Here is a 20684-nt window from a genome sequence, read left to right as displayed (position 1 = left end):
GAGGGAAACGGGCAGGGCAGCGTCTTGCATCACTCGGGACAGTCTCTGCGCATGCCCGTCAGAGCTTGAGGTAAGCGACGATGAAGGCGGCCACCGCCTCCGGGTCATTGATGGGAAGCTGGGGCAAGGGGGTATCCAGCGGGACTTCGGTGGCGACGGCAACGACGTCGGGCCATTCCGGGTAGAGGGGCGGCTTGCCGTTGGCGGGGCGGTACACCTCCAGCTTGGGGATGGGCTCGCGCTTGAAGCCCTCCACCAGCACCAGGTCGCAGGGCTCCAGGCGGGCCAGCAGATCGTCCAGGCAGGGTTCTGGGCCATCCCGCAGTTCCTTCATCAGGGCCCAGCGCACGCCGCAGGCGATCATCACCTCATGGGCCCCCGCTTCCCGGTGGCGGTAGGAATCCTTGCCCGGGCGGTCGATGTCGAAGCCGTGGTGGGTGTGCTTGATGACGGAAACCTTCAACCCGCGGCCGGTCAGGCAGGGAATGACTTTTTCCAGGAGGGTGGTCTTGCCGGAACCCGAGTAGCCGGCGATGGCGAATACTTTCATGGCGCGATTGTACTGTGGCCGGGAACCGGAACCACCGCCGCAAAACCCCCGCCCGGCGTGCGGAAATTCGTGGTCTGTCCTTGATAAAGACGGGCCGCCACCAGCTGCACCTGGCCGGCGTAGGCGTAGCAGCGCAGGTCGAGTTTGAGGTCCTGCGGGGCGGCATCGACATGCACCCGGCGCTCCGAGGGCGGGACGATGGCCTGGGCGATGTAGTCGCCGGCCAGGATTTGCTCGAAGACCCGGCGGGTGAGTTTGTCGCCGCGGTAGGCGGCGCGGCTGCCGAATCCCGCGGCGGGCTTGAAGAACCAGCGGCGCCGCTCGCTCCAGAAGCGCTCCGCACCCTCGGCCGTCACGGCCACGGTGAGGGGAACCGTGGCCAGAAGGATGTCCCGCGTCGCCGCCGCAACGCCCATTGCTTCCAGGGCGCCGGCATCCGACAGGAGGACGAGATTGCGCTTGTCGGCGTAGAGCGCATGGGCCCGCGGATGGGGGGTGAGCACCACGGCGTCGGCCAGGTAGGCTTGCCGCAGGGCGGCCTGGGCCGGTTCGTCGAGGTCGAAGTCGGTGAGCCGGTTATAGACCAGATCGATCCCCTCGCCCTGGCAGCGCAGCCGCTGGCCGTCCCAGCTCAGATCCCCAGGATCGGCCACCACGGCAGCGATTCCGGCTTCCTGGAAGAGGCGGCGGAAAAGCTCGAATTCCGGGGCCAGGTATTGCTCCGCCGGGGATTCGTCCACGATGGCGATGCGTTGCAAGGGGGCTGCTCCCCGCTGGACCTGCCATTCGGCACGGAACATGGCGAGGAAGGCGGCTTCGACGGCTGCGGGGTCGGGCAAGCGGGGGGCGATGGGGCCGCAGCAGGTGCGCTGGGCGCCGGCCAGATGGGCGTTGAGCAGGCCGCCGCCGGCGTTGGTGTTGATTTCGATGAGGCGCGGGCCGTCGTCGTCCAGGTGGAAGTCGTACCCGAGGAAAACTCCGGGGTGCGCCACCCCGTGGCTGGCGATGGCCGGCGAGCGGGAAAGCACCCGCGCCTGCCACGCGGGCAGCGCCACCACGCGCTCCACCGCCGCCACCAGATCGGCCATGCGGCGCAGACTTTTCTCGCCCACGAAGACCACGGTGTCGGAAAAGAGATGGGGACGACTTTCCGCCAGGGCGGCAGCGTCGATGCCGCCCGCCGCCAGCGCCGCCGCCAGGGCTTGCCGATCCACGGAAAGGCAGGCGCAGTCGCGGTTGAGCGCTGCCGCCGCCGCGTGGCAGTCGGCGGGAAGATCGGCCCGCAGCGTTGGAATTTCGCTCATGGCGCGGCGAAAAAGGCCAGCACTTCGGACAGTTCCCGGCTGCGCTTCATGGGGGGAAGGCTCTGCCACACCCGCCGCCCGTAGGGCTTGGCGATGAGCCGTGGGTCGCAGATCATCAGCACGCCCCGGTCGCTTTCGTCCCGGATCAGGCGGCCGGCCCCCTGCTTTACGTTGATGACCGCTTTGGGCAGTTGATATTCCATGAAGGCGTTGCGCCCCTGACGCTTCAGCTGGTCGATGCGGGCGGCCAGCACCGGATCGTCGGGGGGCGCGAAGGGCAGCTTGTCGATGACCACCAGGGAAAGCGCCTCGCCCCGCACGTCCACGCCCTCCCAGAAGCTCTGGCTGCCCACCAGGACAGCGTTGCCGGCGCGGCGGAAGCGCTCCAGGAGATCGTTCTTGCTCCCCTCCCCCTGCAGCAGCAGCGGAAAATCCAGGCCCTCGTCCTCCAGCCGCCCCTTGAGCAACTCGTGCACGCGGCGCATGGCCCGCAGGCTGGTGCAGAGAAAGAAGGCTCGTCCACCGGCGGCCCGCAGCACGGGAAAGGCCGCGTCCACCACCCCTTCCGTAAACCGGGGCGCGTTGGGGTCCGGCAGGCCGAGGGGCGCGTAGAGAACCGCCTGCCGGCCGAAATCGAAGGGGCTGTGCCAGCAGCCGGTATCCGGTTCGCCCAGCCCCAGTTCGCCGCAGTAATGGGCGAAATTGCCCTGCACGGCAAGGGTGGCGGAAGTGAATATCCAGGCCCGCGGGTGGCCCCCCATCTGCTTCTTGAAAATATCCGCCACGTCCAGGGGGGTCAGGTTCAGTTGCAGGGACTGGCTGAAGGCCTCGGCCCAGCGCACCGTGCCCCCCTCCCCCGGCTTGCGCCAGGCCTCCAGCCGGGCGGTGAGTTCCAGGGACCGCAGCCAGCAGTTTTCCAGGCCTTCCGCGCGTTCCGCCTGGCTCTGCAACAGGGCGGAAAATTGTTCCAGTTCGGTCAGAAGTGCAGCCAGGGCAGGAGCGAATTCCGCCCTCTCCTCCAGTTGCGGTGCGGCAAAGCGACCCGTCTCGACACCCACCGCAAGGCGCAAGTCCTTGGCCGCCTTTTCCAGGCGACGGCTGGCCTCAGGCAGGTCGAGGCAGTCGCGGGCATGGAGCAACCCCTCCGAACGCGTGTCCCGGGCCAGATCGAGAACCTGCGCCGAGGAAACCGTGGTGCCGAAGAACAGGGTCGCCACCTCGGGCAACTGGTGGGCCTCGTCGAAAATGACCGTGTTGCAGGCCGGCAGCAGTTCGGCCGTGCCCTCGTCGCGAAGCATCACATCGGCGAAGAAAAGGTGGTGATTGACCACCACCAGATCGGCGGCCAGGGCCTCCCGCCGCGCCTGGAGGACGAAGCAGCCCTTGACCTCGGGACATTCCTGCCCGAGACAGTTTTCCCGGGTCGAGGTCGCTGCGTTCCAAACCGGCGAATTTTCCGACACATCGTGGCATTCCGCCTTGTCGCCGCTACGGGTGAACTTGGCGAAGGCGGATATGCGGCGGGCATCGGCGGCATCCTGGCGGCTGAGAAAGCGGCCTTCGGCCAGGGCGTGCTGCAAATGATAGGGACACACATAATTGGCCCGCCCCTTGAGCAGGGCCACCCGCAGCGGGGCGCCCAGGGCCTCGCGCACCGTCGGGATGTCCTTGGTGAACAGTTGGTCCTGCAGGGTCTTGGTCCCGGTGGATACGATGACCTTGCCTCCCGACTGCAAAGCCGGCACCAGATAGGCAAAGGTCTTTCCCGTGCCGGTCCCCGCCTCGGCGACGAAGACCGCATGCTGCTCGATGGCGGCAGCGATGCGCTCGGCCATTTCCACCTGCTGCCCGCGCACGCGATAGCCGGGAATGGCCGCTGCCAGCGGGCCATCGGGAGCGAAGAAGGGAGCGAGGGAGGACAAGGGGCGGCGCGAGAACTGAGGGGCAGAATGGTAGCAGATCGCACCGTCGCTCCGGGCCGCGCCCGTTGCGCCCCGGGATCCCGACCGGCTTTGAGCGCCCGCAAGGCAACAAAAAACCCGCAGTGCCCTGGGCCCCGCGGGTTGATGTCGTTCTCGAACTGGTGGGCGGCACAGGGTTCGAACCTGTGACCCCTGCCGTGTGAAGGCAGTGCTCTACCGCTGAGCTAGCCGCCCGCACGAGAGGCGCGCATTTAACCACAAGAGCCGGGGGCGGTCAAACCGGGGCTCGGCTAGAATAGGCGCCTTTTCCCCGCTCTCCACGGCCTTTTCCCATGTCGCAAGTCCGCACCCGCTTCGCCCCCAGCCCCACCGGTTTTCTGCACATCGGCGGTGCCCGCACCGCACTCTTCTCCTGGGCCTACGCCCGCCGCCATGGCGGACAATTCATCCTGCGTATCGAGGATACCGATGTCGCCCGCTCCACCCCCGAGGCCGTTCAGGCCATCCTCGATGGCATGCAGTGGCTTGGCTTGGCCCATGACGAAGGCCCCTTCTACCAGATGCAGCGCATGGACCGGTACAAGGAAGTAATCCAGCAGATGCTCGATGCTGGCACCGCCTATTACTGCCATACAACCCGCGAGGAACTGGACGTTTTGCGCGCCGAGCAGGAGGCCAGGAAGGAAAAACCCCGCTACGACGGCCGCTGGCGACCGGAGCCCGGCAAGACCCTTCCCACCCCGCCCCCTGGCGTACCCCCGGTCGTGCGCTTCAGGAACCCCAAGGAAGGCCTCGTCGCCTGGGAGGACCAGGTGAAGGGACGCATCGAGTTCGCCAATGCGGAACTCGACGACCTCATCATCGCCCGCGCCGACGGCACCCCCACCTACAACTTCTGCGTCTGCGTGGACGACTGGGACATGGGCATTACCCACGTCATCCGCGGTGACGACCATGTCAACAACACCCCCCGCCAGATCAACATCCTCGCCGCCCTGGGCGCCACCGTGCCCCAGTACGCCCACCTGTCCATGATCCTGGGTGACGACGGGACCAAGCTTTCCAAGCGCCATGGCGCTGTGTCGGTCATGCAGTACGCCGATGACGGCTACCTGCCGGAGGCCGTCATCAACTACCTGGCGCGCCTGGGCTGGTCCCATGGTGACGACGAAATTTTTTCCCGCGAGCAATTGGTGCAGTGGTTCGACCTGGACCATATCACCGCCTCCGCCGCCCAGTTCAATACCGAAAAGCTCCTGTGGCTGAACCAGCACTACCTCAAGCAAGCCCCTGCGGCCGAGCTGGCGCTTCAGGTAGAAACCCGCCTGACCGCCCGAGGCATTGCCACGGCAGGCGGCCCGGACCTCGTCCGGGCGGTGGCTCTCTACCAGGATCGTTGCAATACCCTGAACGCCCTCGCTGACGCGGTCGAAGTGTTCTACACCCCGATCAGCCCCGCGCCGGAACTGCTTGCACAACACCTGGGCGACGAGGCGCGGCCGGCCCTGGCGGATTTCGCCACGGGCATTGCCGCCGTGGCCTGGGAGGTACCAGCCATTGCGGCGCTCATCAAGGAGACCGTCGCCAAGCACGGGCTCAAGATGCCCAAGCTGGCCATGCCGCTCCGCATCCTCCTCACCGGCCAGGCTCAAACGCCGTCCGTGGATGCTGTCTTGCACCTCGTCGGACGGGAAAAAGTGCTCGCCGCACTGCACCGGAATTCCTGAGCCGCAGCGGCGGAAAAGGTGTTTACAAGCCCGTTTCGAGTCCCTATAATGCGCGCTCTTTCACGGCAACGGGGGTATAGCTCAGCTGGGAGAGCGCTTGCATGGCATGCAAGAGGTCAGCGGTTCGATCCCGCTTACCTCCACCAAGCAACGTGAAAGAAATGGCAGTTTTGTCCGGGTCCCCATCGTCTAGAGGCCTAGGACACCGCCCTTTCACGGCGGTAACCGGGGTTCGAATCCCCGTGGGGACGCCAAGGTTTAATGCGGAGTGGTAGTTCAGTTGGTTAGAATACCGGCCTGTCACGCCGGGGGTCGCGGGTTCGAGTCCCGTCCACTCCGCCAATTGAAGTCGAGGGCCGATGGAGCGATCCATCGGCCCTTCTGCTTTTGCTCCCCCAGCTGTTTACCGTGCCCTTCCCAGCCATGGGACGGATTTTCCCGGAAGTGGAAAAGCAGGGCGCCGCCAGCGTGAAATATTCCCCATTCGCGTAACCCTCCCGCGGATTTCCGCTGCGGGCACGGGGTTTGCGGTAGTGAAGGCATCCCAGACTTCCGCTGCCGCCAGACCCGCGCCATGCCCACCAAGTTCCAGGCTTCATCCCGATCCCTCCCCCGCGACACCGTCGCAGCGGCATGCCCCTCAGGGAATTCGGCCCGTGCGGGAGCGGCGGCTGTGAGGACACACCCGGGCCATTGCTGCGCGCTCAGCGCCGTCTGGCCCGTTTTCCTTTTACCCACCCCCTTTCCGGGAGGAAAGTCATGACTTTCAGTCCGTCCGACGTTTCCCACCACTTTGCTGCCGACGCCGGTAGCACGCCGTTGACGCCACCTTTTCCGGAAATCCTGCCCGACGCCGCAACCCTGTGGCCGCCGCGTCAAGCCGAGCCGTCCGTGGCTCCCGCAGGCGTTCGCATCGCGCACCTGGAACATCTGCCCCACCTGACGGAAAAGCTCACGGCGCTCTGGCGCACCCGGGAACTCAACACATTCATCCATCGCCTCATCCTTGATTCCCGGGACGGCGAACGACGCGGCCTGCCGGTCGAGGTGGCCGACGAACTCCTTTTCATCGCCGAGATCAATCGCCTGGTTCGTGCCCAGGACGCGGCGCCCCTCCTGGAGGTCGGCCTGGCCGACGCCCTCGAACTCATCGATCGGGGCGACCGCGCTGCCGCGCAGCATGCCACCCGCACGGAGGATCCCTGGGGCGGCGCCAAGCACCAGCGCCGGCGGGGCAGCCAAGCCTCCGTCCCGCCAGCCGATGCCACGCTCCCTGCCCGCCCTCGTGTCGAACGCGCGTCGCATCCGACTTTCCGTCTCCTGGAAGCGCCCCCGCTGCCGGAGTCCGTGCGGATCGATGTCGGCACCTTGCGCCCCTTGCGCAGCGACGGCCCCGGGGATGCCTGCTGGCACATGGATTGGGGGTTATTCCGCTGCTTGGCGCGCGAAGTCGCCACCCTGGGCATCCGCAATCTGGAAATCGCCGATTTCGGCGCCGATCAGCCCTGGCCTCACCTCGGCGCCGCGCTGCGCTTCTGCCGCCAGCAATGTCGCCTGGCGAAAATCTCCGTGTATACGGACCCGCTGACGGCGGACATCGGTGTCCTCGCCAAGGCCATGGATGAGGGGGCCGACCGCATCGTGGTCGAGTTCAACATGGCCAGTGGACGTTGGCGCAGCCGCGCGCTCGACGTGCTGGCCCTGGCCCCGGATTTTTTCCGGGATGCCCTGGCCCGCCTCGTCGAATATCGTGACCAGGCAAGCCTGGGCGGCCGGCCCTGTACCATCGCCCTTGCCCGCTCGGGACGGCACCACAGCGTCCTGCTGCAAAAGGCGTACCGCGACTGTGAGGCCCTGGCCGGCGTCGTGCGCTACAGCCCGTCTCACCCCGGTACCGCGAGCGCCGGCCATGCCGGAGTCCCCTCCAGCCTGCACTGCTGGGCGCCCTTCAGCATGGCGCACATTCGGACCAACGGCCATCTGGTCGCGTGCGCCCAGGATCACTCCGGCTACTCTTTCATGGCCGACCTCAAGCAGGAGAAGCTCGCCGAGGCCTGGTCCGGGCAGGCTTTTCGCCAGACGAGGAAGCGGGTTCTGTGCGGTGAGCGCCCCGGGCGCCAGTGCGACATCTGCAGCCACCGCGCCCATAGAAACGGAAGGCACGAAAAGGGGGCCGCATGACCCGCTGCCGCGGAGCCTCGGAAGGAACCGATCTCTCTCGCGGCGCCGGTTCGGACTTGGCATCCCAGCCCGACTCGGCGTGCCGCGAGACGGCAGGCCGCGAATCTCCACGCCCCCTTGACCTTCTGGATGCCCACCTGACGGCCCTCGCCATGGCGGGGGGCGCGCACGCCGCCAGAAAGCGCCCGCGGCCCTGAGTGCCCGTCACGTCGCTGGCTGGGGATGCGAGGGGCGCCCAGGCCGCAAGTCCTGGACCGCCACCCCTATCGCCCGCTACTTCAAGGGGCGCAGGTGGGCGACGCCTCCGTAGCTGCCGATCCAGCGGTCGCCGTCCGGCGTGGTCGCCATGGCGAAGACGTTATTGGCAAACAGGCCGTCGGCGGTGGTCAGGGCCTTGGTGAACCTGCCCTCCTGCCATTGGGCCAATCCATTGTTGGTCCCGATCCACAGTGCGCCGCGCTCATCCAGGTGCAGCATGAATACGTGGTTGCCGGGCAGGCCCTCCGCCGTGGTGTAGGTGGTCCAACGCTTGCCATCGAAGCGGGAAAGCCCTCCACCCCAGGTGCCGGCCCAAACGCTGCCATTGCGATCCACCTCCAGGGACACGACGTAGTTCGGGTTGTAGGCCACATCGACCGCGCCCAAACCCATTTCCTGCTTCTGTTTGGCGTGGTGCAGGGACTGTTTTCCGGGATCGTTCTTGAAGGCGATGTCCTTCTTGACCTTTTCGTAGGGGGCTCCCAGACCTCGGGCATGATTCCAGTTTTCCCAGCGCCCCTGGGCAAAGCGCGCCATGCCCCCCTCGGTGGCGAGCCAGATGTCGCCGTTCTTGCCCTCGGCCAGGCCGTAGATCCAGTCGTTGGGGACGCCACCCTTGGTATTTTCGACGGTGTAGAGATCCCACTTGCTGCGGTCGTCCAGATCGCCACCCCGCACGCGATTGACGCCGGACCAGGTCGCAATCCAGATATCGCCGTTGCGAGCGGTGATGACGTCGTAAACGAAGGCGTCGCCAAGCCCATCCGGGATGTTGTAGGTCTTCCACTTGCCGCTCTTTTCGTCGAGCAGGGAGAGCCCGCCGCCGTAGGTTCCCACAGCGATCTGCCCCTTGACCCGCCCGACGAAGAACATGCCATTCGACAGGAGCCCGTTGCGGGCGTCGAAGAGCTTGAAGCTGTCGTCGCGCGTGTCGTAGCGCACAACACCGCCGGAGGTGCCCACCCACACCACCTTGCCGTCGGCGTAGATCGACTTGACGTTCTTGTTGCCCACCCGGAAGTGGGTGAATTTCGCGCTGGCGTCCACCGCCACCTTGCCCTCCCGCTCCTGCGCTTGTGGCGCGACAGGAGGATGCTGAGGCATGCCGGCGACGGGAGGATGGACCGGGGCCGTCTGGGCGAGGGCCCCCGGCGGCAGGGCGCCGCCGCAAGCAAGAAGAACTGCCGCCAGGGCCGGCTTGATGAGTTTCATGGGCATTCGTACCTTCCGGGAGTCATTGAGGGGCGATGCGCACCACACCACGCTTGGTACCCGCCCAGATATCGCCGCTGGGGGCGATGGCCAGGGCATAGACGTGCTGGTCAAAGAGACCATCCGCCGGGCCCAGGGTCTTCCAGGTCTTGCCGTCGTAGCGCGAAACGCCCTTGTCGGTTCCAAACCAGAACACACCGCGATCGTCGCGCACCATGGAATAGACGATATTCCCGGCCAGGCCATCCCGGGTGCTCAGGCTGTTCCAGCGCTTGCCGTCGAAACGGCTCACGCCCCCGCCCCAGGTGCCGGCCCAGATCACGCCATCAGGGGCGGCGAGGATGGAAAACACATAATTCGGGTTGTAGGTGGGCATGCCGGCCGCCTGGACCGTGAGGTCATGCCGCGAACGGGTACCGAGACCGGTATTGGCGCTGGCTTCGAGCTTCTCGGGGTTATCGCCGCCCAGACCGTCCTTGTGGGTCCAGGACTTCCAGCGCCGCCCGTCGTACATGCTGACGCCGCCTTCGGTTCCGAACCAGACACGCCCATCGCCATCCAGGGCGAGCCCATAGACCCACTCGTTGATGAGCTCCTTCACGTAGGTCTTGAATTTTCCGGTCTTGACGTTGAAGTGATTCACCCCCGCCCAGGTGCCGATCCACAGATTGCCGTCACGATCGTTCTGAAAGGAATAGATCCAGTAGTCCGCCAGGCCATGCATCGGAAAATAGGTTTTCCACTTGCCGTCCTTGTAGCGGGAGGCACCGCCCGCATTGGTGCCGAACCACTTATACCCCTGGCTGTCGATGCCAATGGCAAAGACATATTCGTTGGCCAGTCCCTCCTGCCGGGTAAAGGTGTTGCGGGGTTTTGAGCTGGCGAGGTCCACTTCGATCGCCCCTACGGAGGTTCCGACCCACAGGGTTCCCGTCGCCTTCTCGACCGTGAGGGCGCGAACGTAGACGTTGCTGCCCACCTCGAAGGAATCGATCACCCTCGGCCCGGTCTTGTCTGCGCCCCAGGCGGTCGCAACGGCCCACAACCCCAAGAGCAAGGGCGCAATACGCTTGAGGAAAATCATCGCAAAGTTCTCACGTAGGCCAGGATTTCGAGGATCTCCGGATCCTTGAGGATGCCGAAGAAGGGAGGCATGGTCTTCTTGCCCGTGCGAACCGACTGCATGAGCATGCCATCCGGCTGATCCAGGCGCTCACCCAGGCGGAATTTTGGCGCCTCGGGGGCTACGCCCTCGCCACGCATGCCGTGGCAGGCCGCACAGTGCATGTGGTAGAGCTGCTGCCCCCGGCCCGGGGCAGCATGGACAGCAAAGGCCTGAAGTGCCAGAACGGCTGCCAGCACGGAATGGCGGGTGTTCATCATTTCTCCTCGATCAAGGGGACGACCCGGCGCCCCTTTTTCTTCGCCCGGGCGGGATCGATGCCGCGCAGGCGGTCGGACTGCGCCTGGTACTGCCCCGCCAGACGGGGGTTGGCCTCAAGACCCAGGCTCCCACCGCCGCGATAGGCCAGGGCAAGGGCGTCCACGGCAGGCAGGTAGTCGAGTTTGGCGGCCATCTCGATCCAGCGCAGCGCGGCCGGCGACTGCTGTTCACCGGCAGTGACCCCGAGTTCGCCGCGCAAATGCGCCTGGGCCATGACTCCGATGGCCTGACGGTGGCCCAGCTCGGCGGCCTTTTCGAACCAGCCCCGGGCCTGGACGGGATCCTTCTGCTTCAGGCCCTCGCCGGCGGCGAGCATGGTCGCGTAGCCGAACATCCCATCCGCATCCCCCTTGCCCGCCGCTTCGCGGTAGAGCACGACAGCTTCCTCGTCGAACTCGGAACGATCGAGGATTTCCGCCAGGAGAACCTGGGCCTTCGTGTGCCCCGTCGCCGCCGCTCTGCGCAAGCCGGGCATGGCACCCACGACGTCACCGTCCTGAAAGCTCTTCAGCGCGGCAGCGTAGTCGTCGTCGGCCCCCGCAAGGGCAGCGGGTGAAAACCCCACGACCAGGGCCAGGAGAAAGATCAGGCGCAGGTGCTTCACCCCGGGAACCTCAGTTGGTTGCCTCTGGATGCCCGCAATGCCTTGTGCCCTGGACCTCCGCACCCCAATGAATCGCTCACCCCCAGGGTGGCGGCGCCAGGCGCCCGCTCGGCGACACCCATGCTCGCCCTAGCCCAGGCTCGGGCCGTGCTCTGCGCCTTGATCGTGCACACCCGTGCAGGCCGCTCGGGCGCGCCAGAAAAAATCACAGGCTCTGAGGTTTCCAGCTTCAATCCGGGCTCCCATTCAGGGTTCGCTCCGCGCCATACCCAGGGCTTCGAATTCTTCAAGCTTGCGGTAGAGGCTGGAGAGACCGATTTCCAGTTTCTGCGCCGCACTGCGCCGGTCTCCCCCACATTCCCGCAGGGTGCGGACGATGATGTCCGCTTCGACCCGGCGCAGTTGCTCGCGCAGGCCACCGCAACCAGCAACATCCATGCCACTCCGGTCTCGCAGAGGGGTCTGGCGGGCGATGTCGGGGGGCAGGTCGGCCAGGGAAATGCGCCCGCCGTCGGCCAGGATATTGGCCCGGTTGATCACGTTCTCCAGTTCGCGCACATTGCCCGGCCAGGCATAATCGACCAGGATTTCCTCCGCCATGGGGTCGAGTTCCATCGGCTTCTTGCCATTGCCGGCGAGGCTGGCGAGGACGAAGCGAATGAGGCGGGAAATGTCGTCCCGCCGGGCGCGCAGCGGCGGGATGTGGATGTGGAACACCGACAGGCGGAAAAAGAGGTCTTCGCGAAAGCGGCCTTCCTTGACCATGTCGGCCAGGTTCCGGTTGGTGGCTGCGACGATGCGCACGTCGACCCGGCGAGCCTGCTCGCCGCCCAGGGGGCGGACCTCCTTGTCCTCGATGACGTGCAGCAGCTTGGTCTGCATGTGGAGGGGCAGTTCGCCAATCTCGTCCAGGAACAGCGTTCCCCGGTCCGCCTGGGAGAAGAGACCCTTGCGCGCCCGATCCGCTCCCGTGAACGCCCCTTTGGCATGGCCGAAAAACTCGCTCTCCAGCAGATTTTCCGGGATGGCCCCGCAATTGACCGGGATGAAAGGGAAGTCGCCCCGGGGGCTCATCTCGTGGATGGCGCGCGCCGTCACCCCCTTGCCGGTCCCGCTCTCACCGGTCACCAGGACCGTGGAGTCGGTAACCGCCACCTTCGATACCAGGCGCTCCATCTCGATCATGGAGGACGAACTGAAGTGGAACACCCCTTTCTCGCCCGCCACGATCTGCCGCAGGGCCTGATTTTCCGCCTTCAGCCCCCGCATGGCAGCGATCTGCTCCAGGCGATGCAGCAGTTCCTCGCTGCGCACGGGCTTGACGATGTAGTCGGTCGCGCCGGCCCGCAGAGCCTCCACCGCAGTTTCCATGGACGCGAAGGCCGTGACCATGACGAAATGGGTATCGATGCCCGAGCCCTTGAAACTGCGCACCAGTTCGACACCGTTGCCGTCCGGCATCTTGATGTCGCAAAGCGCCACGTCCACGTCGCCGCGGACGAGCTTGGAAGATGCCGCGCGGACGCTGTCCGCCGTATCCACCGAGTGCCCGGCCCGACTGACCGTCGCCGCAAGAATCTGCCGGATGGCCGCTTCGTCGTCGATTACCAGCACATGCATGTCTCAACCCCTTTCCCTGGCGGATGCGTCTTCGCTCCCCATTGTCGTAACCGGAAGCCTGACAGTCACGATCGTGCCCGCCCCGGGGGCCGACGCAATGCTGATCTCGCCGCCGGCCTCCCGGATGAGCGACCGGCATAGTGCCAGACCCAGCCCGCTACCGTGGCCCGCCCCTTTGGTGGTGAAGTGCTCCTCGAAGACGCGCTCCAGATGCTCCGGCGGGATACCGCAGCCGTTGTCGCGGAATTCGATGCGCACGGCCCTACCCTCCTCCCGGGTCATGACCTCCAGGCGCGGCGCCGGATCGGTCTGATCCTGTACCGCGTCGGCAGCATTGATAAGCAAGTTCATTGCCACCTGCACCAGATGATCCGCCGTGCCGACCACGGCCGGGAGATTGACGTCCAGGTTGAGTCCCACCTCCAGCAAGCGGAAGCGGCTGTCGAATTTGAGGAAATTGCAGGTGCTGCGCAGCAGGCCGTTGATGTCGAGCAATTCGGGGCGCTGGGACTGGGGAACCGAAAACTCGCTGATGCGCCGGGTGATCTGCTGCACCCGGGTCGCCTGCTCCAGGATCATGTTGGGATGGCAGGCGGTGCCGTAGCGTTCGCAGCTTTCCCCCTGACACTCCATATCCATGGATTGGGCGATGCCGACGATGGCAGCCATGGGATTGTTGATTTCATGGGCCACGGCAGCAGCGAGGGAACCGACAGCCGCCATTTTTTCCTTGTGGAACTGCTGCTGCCGCCCCAGTTCGATGTGGGCCTCCCGCTGCCGCAGTTCCTGCTGCATCTCATTCACCGCATCCATGAGGGCGCCCAGCTCGTCTTCCCGCGAATGGGAAAGGGGACTGCCGCGATAGCCGCGCACGATGGCGCCGCCCCGCTCCCGCACCCGATCGATGTCGCGGGCCAGGCGACGGAAAAAGGTCAGGATCAGCCCCCCCATGACCGCGATGCCCACCACCCCGAACAAGGCCCACTCCAGCGTGACCCGGTTGAAGGTGGCGCGATAACGCTCCAGGGTGCGCTGCTTGAGGGCATGGACGTCGGCCGTGATGACGTCGAGTTCGACCACCATGCGATGCACCGTGCTGCGCAGATCGGCAATCGTTGCCCGGGTCGGGGCCGCGGCCAGTTCGGCGATGGAGTGATCCAGAGAGGCGATCTCCGGCTCCAGGATGGTGTAGTGGGTCTGAAGCCGCCGCAGGCCGGGCAGGATGGCTTCCACTTCCAGGATGAGAACCTTGGCCGCGTCGGCGATTTCCGGCGAAAAATAATTCTCGTTGATGGCCAGGATCGTGCGCGACACCGCGACGTTGATGGCGATGAGCCGCTCCTCCCGCTCGTTCACCTCCTGCAACTGGGCGACGGACTCGATCATGATGTTGCGTTCCAGGGTGATGATCGTCGTCACCAGGACGAAATAGAGGCTGAGCACCACCACCGTCCAGAATCCCTTGCGCCGCAGACTGGCGCGGGCACGATAGGGCCTCGCGGGCGCCCCCTCGGCCAGATCGACGGGAATGCGCGGCTCAGTCACGGCGCACCCCGGCCCGGGCGTGCGGCGGACAAGGCCTGAAATTTGCTATCGAGGAATCCACGGACTCCATCATAACGCTCCCGGAGCCGCAAGACAGGACCACGCCCCGGCTTGTCGGCCCCTGCCTTGTCTGACCGGAAGCCCATTACACCAACAGGTTATCGCCATGGCTCCTCGCTCGATCATCGCAGTCTTCCTCCTGTCAGCGGCATCGGCGCTCGCGGCTCCAGACCCGCTGGGCGACGCCTTGCGCGCCCTCGAAGCCGGGCGTCACGGCCAGGCCGTCCAACTGCTCACGCCCCTCGCCACCGCTGGAAACTCTTTGGCCCAGTACCGCCTGGGAATGATGTACTACCACGGCAACGGTGTTCCCGAAGACGAGAAGCAGGCGATTTTCTGGTGGAAGAAAGCTGCGGCCCAGGGTTACGCCGAAGCCATGTTTCAGCTTGGCTCGGCCTTTCTCTTCGGTTCCCAGACCGCAAGATTCGTACCCGATCCGGATAGGGAAGCCGCCACCTGGTACTTCCAGGCCGCCAGCGCCGGCCACGCAGAAGCCCAGTACCACCTGGGACTCCTCTTCCTGGCCGGCAAGGGCGTCATCGACAATCGGGAAGAAGCGGCGCGCTGGCTGCGCAAGGCGGCCACCCAGGGCCATCCGGAGGCCAAGAAGGCACTGGCCTCGGTGGAGTCCCGCTGATCCTGGAAAAGCAGCGTTCCGCCGCCTTCAAGAGCGATCCGGACCCCGCAGCGCCTCGACCCAATCCCGGGCCGGCGAATCGTTCCAGCGCTGCTCACCGCTCACCACCCGGCGGATGCGCCCGTCGCCGGCGACCAGGTAGGTCGCCGGAATGCCGGCGACGGCAAGCGCCTCCCGACAGGCCCGCAGGCCGGGATCGCTCCAGATGTCGAAGCCGATGCGGTACTGCAGGACGAATTCACGCACCAGGTTGAGGTCATCGTCCACCGCGACGCCGAGCACCCTTATGCCCGCCGGACTCCGTGCCAGAAGGTCCAGATCGGGCATTTCCGCCCGGCAGGGCGGGCACCAGGTGGCCCAGAGGTTGAGCAGCAGAGGCTGGCCGGTCGCCAGGCCCAGGGTCCGACCGGCGCCGTTCAGGTCGCGCAGCGCCACCCTCGGTAGCGCGCTTCCCTCCAGAGGGTGAGCTGGATGGTCCGAACGGCCGCAGGCGGCCAAAAGGCCGCAGGCCAGCGCCCCGCCCAGCAGGCGACGGCGGCCCGTCCCGGGTTCAGAGAGCCTTCTTGATGGAAACGGCACCCCGAATCTGCCCCACTTCGAAATCCACCGCCCGGTCGTGGGGGTATTCGCTGGTAATCTGTGCCCGCACCGCGTCCGACATGCCTGCCGTGGGTCCGTGGCAGGCCATGCAGGGCTGCCCCATGGGAATGGCTTTGGCATAACGGAACATGCGTCCCGCGGGTTCGCTGACGATCTCCGCCACTTCGAGGGATTCCGCTTTCTCACCCTTGGCAACACGCTTCTCGAAATCGAGAAGGGCCTGCTGCTCCCAGGGATCCGCCTCACCCAGCGCCCGGTTGCGAACCCGCAGCGCCACGCGGGTGACCCGCATGCCGGTCTGCCTCGACAGGTTGGAGGTGATTTCCGGCGCGCTGTACTTGCATACCACGACGGCCCGGATGGGCCCCGTGCGCTCCATCTCCTTGGTGACTTCCCCACGGATCTGGGAGAGCAGTTGTCCCGAAGCCCGGCGGGCGTCCTCGGTCAGGCGGCGCAATTCCTCCTCGGCCCGGGCGGGGCCGGCCGCGAGCAGCGCCGCCCCCAGCACAAGCGTCGCAAGGCCCCGCAAGGGCACCGCAAAACAAGCGTTCGACAGTGGCACCATAGCCGCTCCCACAAGGAGGTTGGGGAAACACCGACCCATCCCGTTCACCCTGGGCTCCGACGAAGCGCACCCCCTGGGCAAACTGGGGTTTCGCCAGGTCGTTTCTGCGCCCCTGCGAAGGGCTCAGCCACAACGGTCATCCATGAGTCAGTCGTTTCCTGGAACTTCAATTTACTGCCGCATCGATCACCAGTCTAACATCGCCGCCGCCGGGAACCGCCGCCGCGGGGGCCGCCTGCCAGTCCCCGGGCCGGGGCTGCGCGTCACCGGAACGGGAAATGCGGGCGCCGACCAGCACCCGGGCCTGCTGGGACAGGCGCAGGTTGGGCGACAAGGCCTGGCTGTCGTCGAGGACAAAGTCCAGCGGCAGGTCCGCCACGGTCTTGCGCACGATGGCAAGAGGCATCTTGGGCCCCTGCTCGGCCCGGGCGAAGATGAATACCGTGTCGCCGGGCGCCACCTTGTCCCGCAGCGCCGGATCCAGCGTCACCCGCCCCCTCAGCGAGACTGCGGGCGCCGGGGCTGGGGTGCCGCCACCCGCAGCGAGGCGGTTTTCGGCGTCGCGGATGCTGCCCTGGATACCCTGGGCGACATTGGAGTCGCCGGGAACCAGGGCAAGGATCTTCTGCCACTCGCTGATCGCCCCCGGGTAGTCTCCCTTCTCGAAGCGAATCGTGCCCAGGAGCGCCAGGGCCTTCAGATTGCGGCCATCCACCTCCAGCGCCTGCCGCACCAGGCGCTCGGGCTCACCTTGCAGCTTGCGGCCCTGGGCCATGGCGACGGTGTCGGCAAAATCGGCCAGCGTCTGGGCATTGGGTGGCAGCAATCCGACCGCCCGACCGTAGGCCGCGGCGGATTCAGGGAAGCGCCCAAGGACGGAATAGGAGCGGGCCAGCATGAGCCAGCCCTCGCCGTCGTTGGGATTGGATTGCAGCTTCTCCGACAACCTCTCGACCATGGCGACGATCTGCTCCGGTCCCAGGGCGTGGCCCCCGTCGCCGCTGCCCGGCTTGCCTGCCGCACCATGGAAGGCTTCCGGCGTGCCCACGAGCAGGTACAGGCCGGCCACCGCCGCCGGCAGCGAGAGGCCCAGCACGAGCGCCAGCCGCGGACGCGGGGCGGAAGCAGCGCCGTGCCGCGCCGTGGGAACCCCATCCTCCAGGGCCCGCCGCTCGAGCTCTTCCCGGGCCGAGTGATAGCTGGCTTCGTCCAGCGTACCGGCCGCCCGTTCACGCTCGAGCAGCGCCCCCTCCTCGCGGAAAATGGCGAGATTGACCTCGGGGGCCGAATTGCCCTCACCCGCAGCCACCTGGCGCCGCACCAACGGCAGGATCAGGAACGAGGCAAGAACACCGATCAGGAGCGCGGCCAGAGCGGCAAACACCATCATGCGCGCTCTCCTTCGTCGTCGCCCAGGAGCCTGCGCGCAGCGGCGCGCTCCTTCTCGCTCAGGGCGGCGACATCCCGGCGGCGGCGAAGCCTGGCTGCCAGGACCGAAAGCGCTACAGCCAGGAGCGCAAACGGCCCCGCCCAGAGCAGCCAGGTCGTCGCCTTGACCGGCGGCCGGTAGAGGACGAAGTCTCCGTAGCGCTGCACCAGGTAATCGATGATTTCCCGGTCGGACAGCCCTTTTTGCACCATTTCCCGCACTTGGCTTTTCAAATCCTCGGCGAGGTCGGCGTGGGAGTCGGCCAGATTCTGATTCTGGCAGACCAGGCAACGCAACTGTTCCGCCAGCTTCTGGACCCGCGCCTCCGCCACCGGGTCGGCCGCCACCGGCACAGCCTCGCGGGCGAGGCCCCCTCCCAGCCAGAAACCGAGGACGACCAGAGTGAGCCATTTACACACCGTTGAGCTCCTTCACCAGGGGAATGATCTTTTCATTGACGATGGCCTCGGTCAGGGGGCCGACGTGCTTGAAGCGCACGACGCCGGCCCGGTCGATGAGGAAGGTTTCCGGCACGCCATAGACGCCATAGTCGATCCCTACCCGGCCGTCGCCATCCCAGGCCGAGAGGAGATAGGGATCACCGTTGCGGGCCAGCCAGTCGCGGCCGGCTTCCCGGTCGTCCTTGTAGTCGAGCCCGATGAGCGGCACTGCCTTGCGCCGCGCCAGTTCGAGCAGCACCGGGTGCTCGGCCCGGCAGGACACGCACCAGGAAGCCCAGACGTTGAGGAGCCACACTTCGCCCCGCAAGTCCTCCGGGGCGATGCTGCGCTCCGGCGCATGGAGCTGGCTGAGTTTGAAAGGGGGGGCAGGCTTGCCGATGAAGGGCGACGGCACTTCCCGCGGATTGAGCCGCAGGCCGACACCCAGGAAGACGACCAGAACGAGGAATACGCCCAGGGGGAGCAGGAAGCGACGCATGAATGCTCAAGCCTCCTGCAGCGTCGTCGCCCGGGCCTGGCGGGCAGCCAGACGATAGCGCCGGTCGCTGGCCGCCAGGGCACCACCCAGGGCCATGAGAACGCAACCCCACCAGATCCAGTTCACCAGGGGTTTGTGCTGCACGCGGACGATCCAGGTGTCGCGATCGACGGGCTCGCCCAGGGAGACGTAAAGGTCGCGCAGGATGGCGGAATCGATGGCCGCTTCGGTCATGGGCATGCGCTGCACGGCATAGATGCGTTTCTCGGGTTCGAGAATACCCAGGGCACGGCCGTCCCGGCTCACCTCGACGATCGCCCGGGCGGCCATGTAATTGGGCCCCTTGACTTCGCCGATGGACTTGAAGCTGAAGGTATAGCCCCCCACCGTGGTGGTGTCGCCGGGGGCCATGCGCACGTCCGCCGTGGTTTCGTAGGCCTTGACCAGGGTGACGCCGAGGATGAAGACACCGACCCCCGCATGGGCCAGGAGCATGCCCCAATGGGCCCGTGGCACGCCCCCCAGGCGGGTCGCGAACCCCGCCGAGGTTCCCGCCACGCGCTGCCAGACCTGCACCAGGCTGGAGACGACACACCACACCCCCAGGGCGATCCCGACCACGACCAGCAGGCTCCAGCGGCCCAGAAGAAGGGGGAGAACCAAGGCGATCGCCAGGGCGAAAAGGCCCGCCAGACGGGGAAGGCGGCCAAAATCCGAGACGCTGGCCGCCTTCCAGCGGGCAAAGGGTCCGATGCCCGCCAGGATGACCAAAGGGATCATCAGGGGCGTGAAGACCGCCTCGAAGTACGGCGGACCGACTGAAATCTTGCCCAGGTCGAGGGCGTCGAGAAACAGCGGATACAGGGTGCCGAGCAGCACTGCTCCGGCCGCCGTGGTGAGCAGGACGTTATTGAGCAGAAGCAGGGACTCCCGCGACAGGGCGGCGAAACTTCCCCCCAGGCCGACCTTGGGCGCACGCCAGGCGAAGAGGGTCAGCGAAGCCCCGACGACGATGGTGAGGAAGGCCAGGACGAAGATGCCGCGCCGGGGATCGGTGGCGAAGGCATGCACGGAGGTCAGCACGCCGGAGCGCACCAGGAAGGTTCCCAGCAGCGACAGCGAAAAGGCCAGGATGGCGAGAATCACCGTCCAGTTCTTGAAGGCGCCCCGCTTTTCCGTCACTGCCAGGCTGTGGATGAGGGCCGTCCCCACCAGCCAGGGCATGAAGGAAGCGTTTTCCACCGGATCCCAGAACCACCAGCCGCCCCAGCCCAACTCGTAATACGCCCAGTACGAGCCCAGGGCGATGCCCAGGGTCAGGAAGACCCAGGCCACCGTGGTCCAGGGACGCGACCAGCGGGCCCAGGCGGCGTCCAGACGCCCGGCGATCAGGGCCGCGATGGCGAAGGCAAAGGCCACCGAAAAGCCGACATAGCCCATGTAGAGCAGGGGAGGATGGAAGACCATGCCTGGATCCTGCAACAGCGGGTTGAGGTCGCGCCCGTCGGGCGGGCCGGGAAGAAGGCGCTCGAAGGGATTCGAGGCGAAGAGCAGGAAGGCCAGGAAGCCGATGGATACCAGGCCCATGACGGCGAGGACCGTGGTCACCGTCTCTTCCGGCAGGCGGCGACTGAAGAGCGACACGGCCAGGGTCCACAGGTTGAGGATGAAGACCCACAGGAGCATGGAGCCCTCGTGGCCGCCCCACAGCGCGGCAAACTTGTAGAAGGCCGGCAACTGGCTGTTGGAATGCTCGGCCACGTAGCGCAGCGAAAAATCGTCGGCCAGGAAGGCCTGCGCCAGGCAGGCGAAGGCCAGCGCAACGGCGACGAACTGAGCCCGGGCCGACGGGCGCGCCAGGCTCATCAGGCGGCGATCGCCCCGGAGCCCCCCCGCCAGGGGGACGACGCCCTGAATGACGGCCACGGCAAAGGCCAGGATCAGGCTGAGGTGTCCGAATTCCGCAATCATCGAGAAACTCCGCAGGGTAATGCGGCAAGCGGTAGCAAGATCGGTTCCAAGCGCCGCGACCCGATTGCGCTAGGCCCGCCGACGCCTGGGCTTGCCCGCTTCTTCTCAGTCCCGGG

18 protein-coding genes and 4 tRNA genes are annotated in these 20684 nt (G+C 66.4%); 6 read left to right on the top strand and 16 right to left on the bottom strand.

Annotated features, from left to right (window positions below; genetic code table 11):
* Positions 1-58 precede the first annotated feature (58 nt).
* From mobB to IPM73_07135, 4 genes are all read right to left on the bottom strand, one after another.
* Positions 59-550 (bottom strand): molybdopterin-guanine dinucleotide biosynthesis protein B, encoded by a 492-nt coding sequence (gene mobB / locus IPM73_07150; protein ID MBK8917811.1) that lies wholly within the window; start codon positions 548-550, stop codon positions 59-61.
* The gene (locus IPM73_07145) at positions 547-1854 is read right to left on the bottom strand and encodes a hypothetical protein (protein MBK8917810.1); all 1308 of its coding nucleotides are present in this window, start codon (positions 1852-1854) and stop codon (positions 547-549) included. Before IPM73_07145 ends, mobB begins: the two co-directional genes overlap by 4 nt.
* Positions 1851-3689: an ATP-dependent DNA helicase gene (locus tag IPM73_07140; protein ID MBK8917809.1), complete on the bottom strand. Its 1839-nt coding sequence runs from the start codon at positions 3687-3689 to the stop codon at positions 1851-1853. Before IPM73_07140 ends, IPM73_07145 begins: the two co-directional genes overlap by 4 nt.
* 246 nt (positions 3690-3935) lie before the next feature.
* Positions 3936-4010, bottom strand: a tRNA-Val gene (locus IPM73_07135).
* A gap of 98 nt (positions 4011-4108) precedes the next feature.
* Here IPM73_07135 and gltX point away from each other — a divergent pair.
* From gltX to IPM73_07110, 5 genes are all read left to right on the top strand, one after another.
* Complete coding sequence (gltX, locus tag IPM73_07130) at positions 4109-5503, top strand: glutamate--tRNA ligase (protein ID MBK8917808.1); 1395 nt, start codon at positions 4109-4111, stop codon at positions 5501-5503.
* Positions 5504-5573: 70 nt separating this feature from the next.
* Positions 5574-5649, top strand: a tRNA-Ala gene (locus IPM73_07125).
* Between the two features lie 32 nt (positions 5650-5681).
* A tRNA-Glu gene (locus IPM73_07120) sits at positions 5682-5757 on the top strand.
* An 11-nt stretch (positions 5758-5768) separates the two neighbouring features.
* Positions 5769-5845 (top strand) — tRNA-Asp (locus tag IPM73_07115).
* A gap of 417 nt (positions 5846-6262) precedes the next feature.
* On the top strand, positions 6263-7684 hold the full coding sequence (locus tag IPM73_07110; protein ID MBK8917807.1) for an SPASM domain-containing protein: 1422 nt from the start codon (positions 6263-6265) through the stop codon (positions 7682-7684).
* 273 nt (positions 7685-7957) lie between these two features.
* On the opposite strand, the gene IPM73_07105 is transcribed toward IPM73_07110, so the two are convergent.
* The 6 genes from IPM73_07105 to IPM73_07080 form a co-directional block, all read right to left on the bottom strand.
* Positions 7958-9154 (bottom strand): regulator, encoded by a 1197-nt coding sequence (locus IPM73_07105; protein MBK8917806.1) that lies wholly within the window; start codon positions 9152-9154, stop codon positions 7958-7960.
* 22 nt (positions 9155-9176) lie between these two features.
* Complete coding sequence (locus tag IPM73_07100) at positions 9177-10238, bottom strand: regulator (GenBank protein MBK8917805.1); 1062 nt, start codon at positions 10236-10238, stop codon at positions 9177-9179.
* A complete protein-coding gene (locus IPM73_07095; protein ID MBK8917804.1) occupies positions 10235-10537 on the bottom strand; it encodes a cytochrome c in 303 nt (100 codons plus the stop codon). Before IPM73_07095 ends, IPM73_07100 begins: the two co-directional genes overlap by 4 nt.
* Entirely contained in the window at positions 10534-11202 is a 669-nt protein-coding gene (locus IPM73_07090) for a sel1 repeat family protein (protein ID MBK8917803.1), read from the bottom strand. The genes IPM73_07095 and IPM73_07090 overlap by 4 nt, the downstream gene beginning before the upstream one ends.
* Before the next feature lie 246 nt (positions 11203-11448).
* On the bottom strand, positions 11449-12822 hold the full coding sequence (locus IPM73_07085) for a sigma-54-dependent Fis family transcriptional regulator (GenBank protein MBK8917802.1): 1374 nt from the start codon (positions 12820-12822) through the stop codon (positions 11449-11451).
* 3 nt (positions 12823-12825) lie between these two features.
* Entirely contained in the window at positions 12826-14367 is a 1542-nt protein-coding gene (locus tag IPM73_07080; GenBank protein MBK8917801.1) for a two-component sensor histidine kinase, read from the bottom strand.
* 166 nt (positions 14368-14533) lie between these two features.
* Between IPM73_07080 and IPM73_07075 the strand changes: the two genes are divergently transcribed.
* The gene (locus IPM73_07075; protein MBK8917800.1) at positions 14534-15064 is read left to right on the top strand and encodes a sel1 repeat family protein; all 531 of its coding nucleotides are present in this window, start codon (positions 14534-14536) and stop codon (positions 15062-15064) included.
* 27 nt (positions 15065-15091) lie between these two features.
* Here IPM73_07075 and IPM73_07070 read toward each other — a convergent pair whose 3' ends face one another.
* From IPM73_07070 to IPM73_07045, 6 genes are all read right to left on the bottom strand, one after another.
* Complete coding sequence (locus IPM73_07070) at positions 15092-15592, bottom strand: TlpA family protein disulfide reductase (protein ID MBK8917799.1); 501 nt, start codon at positions 15590-15592, stop codon at positions 15092-15094.
* A 22-nt stretch (positions 15593-15614) separates the two neighbouring features.
* Complete coding sequence (locus IPM73_07065) at positions 15615-16229, bottom strand: DUF3365 domain-containing protein (protein ID MBK8917798.1); 615 nt, start codon at positions 16227-16229, stop codon at positions 15615-15617.
* A gap of 166 nt (positions 16230-16395) precedes the next feature.
* Complete coding sequence (gene ccmI, locus IPM73_07060; protein MBK8917797.1) at positions 16396-17619, bottom strand: c-type cytochrome biogenesis protein CcmI; 1224 nt, start codon at positions 17617-17619, stop codon at positions 16396-16398.
* On the bottom strand, positions 17616-18077 hold the full coding sequence (locus IPM73_07055) for a cytochrome c-type biogenesis protein CcmH (protein MBK8917796.1): 462 nt from the start codon (positions 18075-18077) through the stop codon (positions 17616-17618). Before IPM73_07055 ends, ccmI begins: the two co-directional genes overlap by 4 nt.
* Positions 18070-18597 carry a DsbE family thiol:disulfide interchange protein gene (locus IPM73_07050; protein MBK8917795.1) on the bottom strand — a complete coding sequence of 176 codons (528 nt, stop codon included), beginning with the start codon at positions 18595-18597 and terminating at the stop codon, positions 18070-18072. The genes IPM73_07055 and IPM73_07050 overlap by 8 nt, the downstream gene beginning before the upstream one ends.
* A gap of 6 nt (positions 18598-18603) precedes the next feature.
* Positions 18604-20568, bottom strand: coding sequence for a heme lyase CcmF/NrfE family subunit (locus IPM73_07045; protein MBK8917794.1), 1965 nt, complete (start codon positions 20566-20568; stop codon positions 18604-18606).
* Between the last annotated feature and the right edge of the window lie 116 nt (positions 20569-20684).

Source organism: Betaproteobacteria bacterium (assembly GCA_016720065.1).
Classification (GTDB): domain Bacteria; phylum Pseudomonadota; class Gammaproteobacteria; order Burkholderiales; family Rhodocyclaceae; genus SSSZ01.
This window is presented reverse-complemented; position numbering and strand designations above follow the sequence as displayed.

What these genes read in the sequence shown, in the direction of transcription:
- mobB (MBK8917811.1), bottom strand. Translation starts at nt 550, where the DNA reads ATGAAAGTATTCGCCATCGCCGGCTACTCGGGTTCCGGCAAGACCACC.
- IPM73_07145 (MBK8917810.1), bottom strand. Translation starts at nt 1,854, where the DNA reads ATGAGCGAAATTCCAACGCTGCGGGCCGATCTTCCCGCCGACTGCCAC.
- IPM73_07140 (MBK8917809.1), bottom strand. Translation starts at nt 3,689, where the DNA reads ATGGCCGAGCGCATCGCTGCCGCCATCGAGCAGCATGCGGTCTTCGTC.
- gltX (MBK8917808.1), top strand. Translation starts at nt 4,109, where the DNA reads ATGTCGCAAGTCCGCACCCGCTTCGCCCCCAGCCCCACCGGTTTTCTG.
- IPM73_07110 (MBK8917807.1), top strand. Translation starts at nt 6,263, where the DNA reads ATGACTTTCAGTCCGTCCGACGTTTCCCACCACTTTGCTGCCGACGCC.
- IPM73_07105 (MBK8917806.1), bottom strand. Translation starts at nt 9,154, where the DNA reads ATGAAACTCATCAAGCCGGCCCTGGCGGCAGTTCTTCTTGCTTGCGGC.
- IPM73_07100 (MBK8917805.1), bottom strand. Translation starts at nt 10,238, where the DNA reads ATGATTTTCCTCAAGCGTATTGCGCCCTTGCTCTTGGGGTTGTGGGCC.
- IPM73_07095 (MBK8917804.1), bottom strand. Translation starts at nt 10,537, where the DNA reads ATGATGAACACCCGCCATTCCGTGCTGGCAGCCGTTCTGGCACTTCAG.
- IPM73_07085 (MBK8917802.1), bottom strand. Translation starts at nt 12,822, where the DNA reads ATGCATGTGCTGGTAATCGACGACGAAGCGGCCATCCGGCAGATTCTT.
- IPM73_07075 (MBK8917800.1), top strand. Translation starts at nt 14,534, where the DNA reads ATGGCTCCTCGCTCGATCATCGCAGTCTTCCTCCTGTCAGCGGCATCG.
- IPM73_07065 (MBK8917798.1), bottom strand. Translation starts at nt 16,229, where the DNA reads ATGGTGCCACTGTCGAACGCTTGTTTTGCGGTGCCCTTGCGGGGCCTT.
- ccmI (MBK8917797.1), bottom strand. Translation starts at nt 17,619, where the DNA reads ATGATGGTGTTTGCCGCTCTGGCCGCGCTCCTGATCGGTGTTCTTGCC.
- IPM73_07050 (MBK8917795.1), bottom strand. Translation starts at nt 18,597, where the DNA reads ATGCGTCGCTTCCTGCTCCCCCTGGGCGTATTCCTCGTTCTGGTCGTC.
- IPM73_07045 (MBK8917794.1), bottom strand. Translation starts at nt 20,568, where the DNA reads ATGATTGCGGAATTCGGACACCTCAGCCTGATCCTGGCCTTTGCCGTG.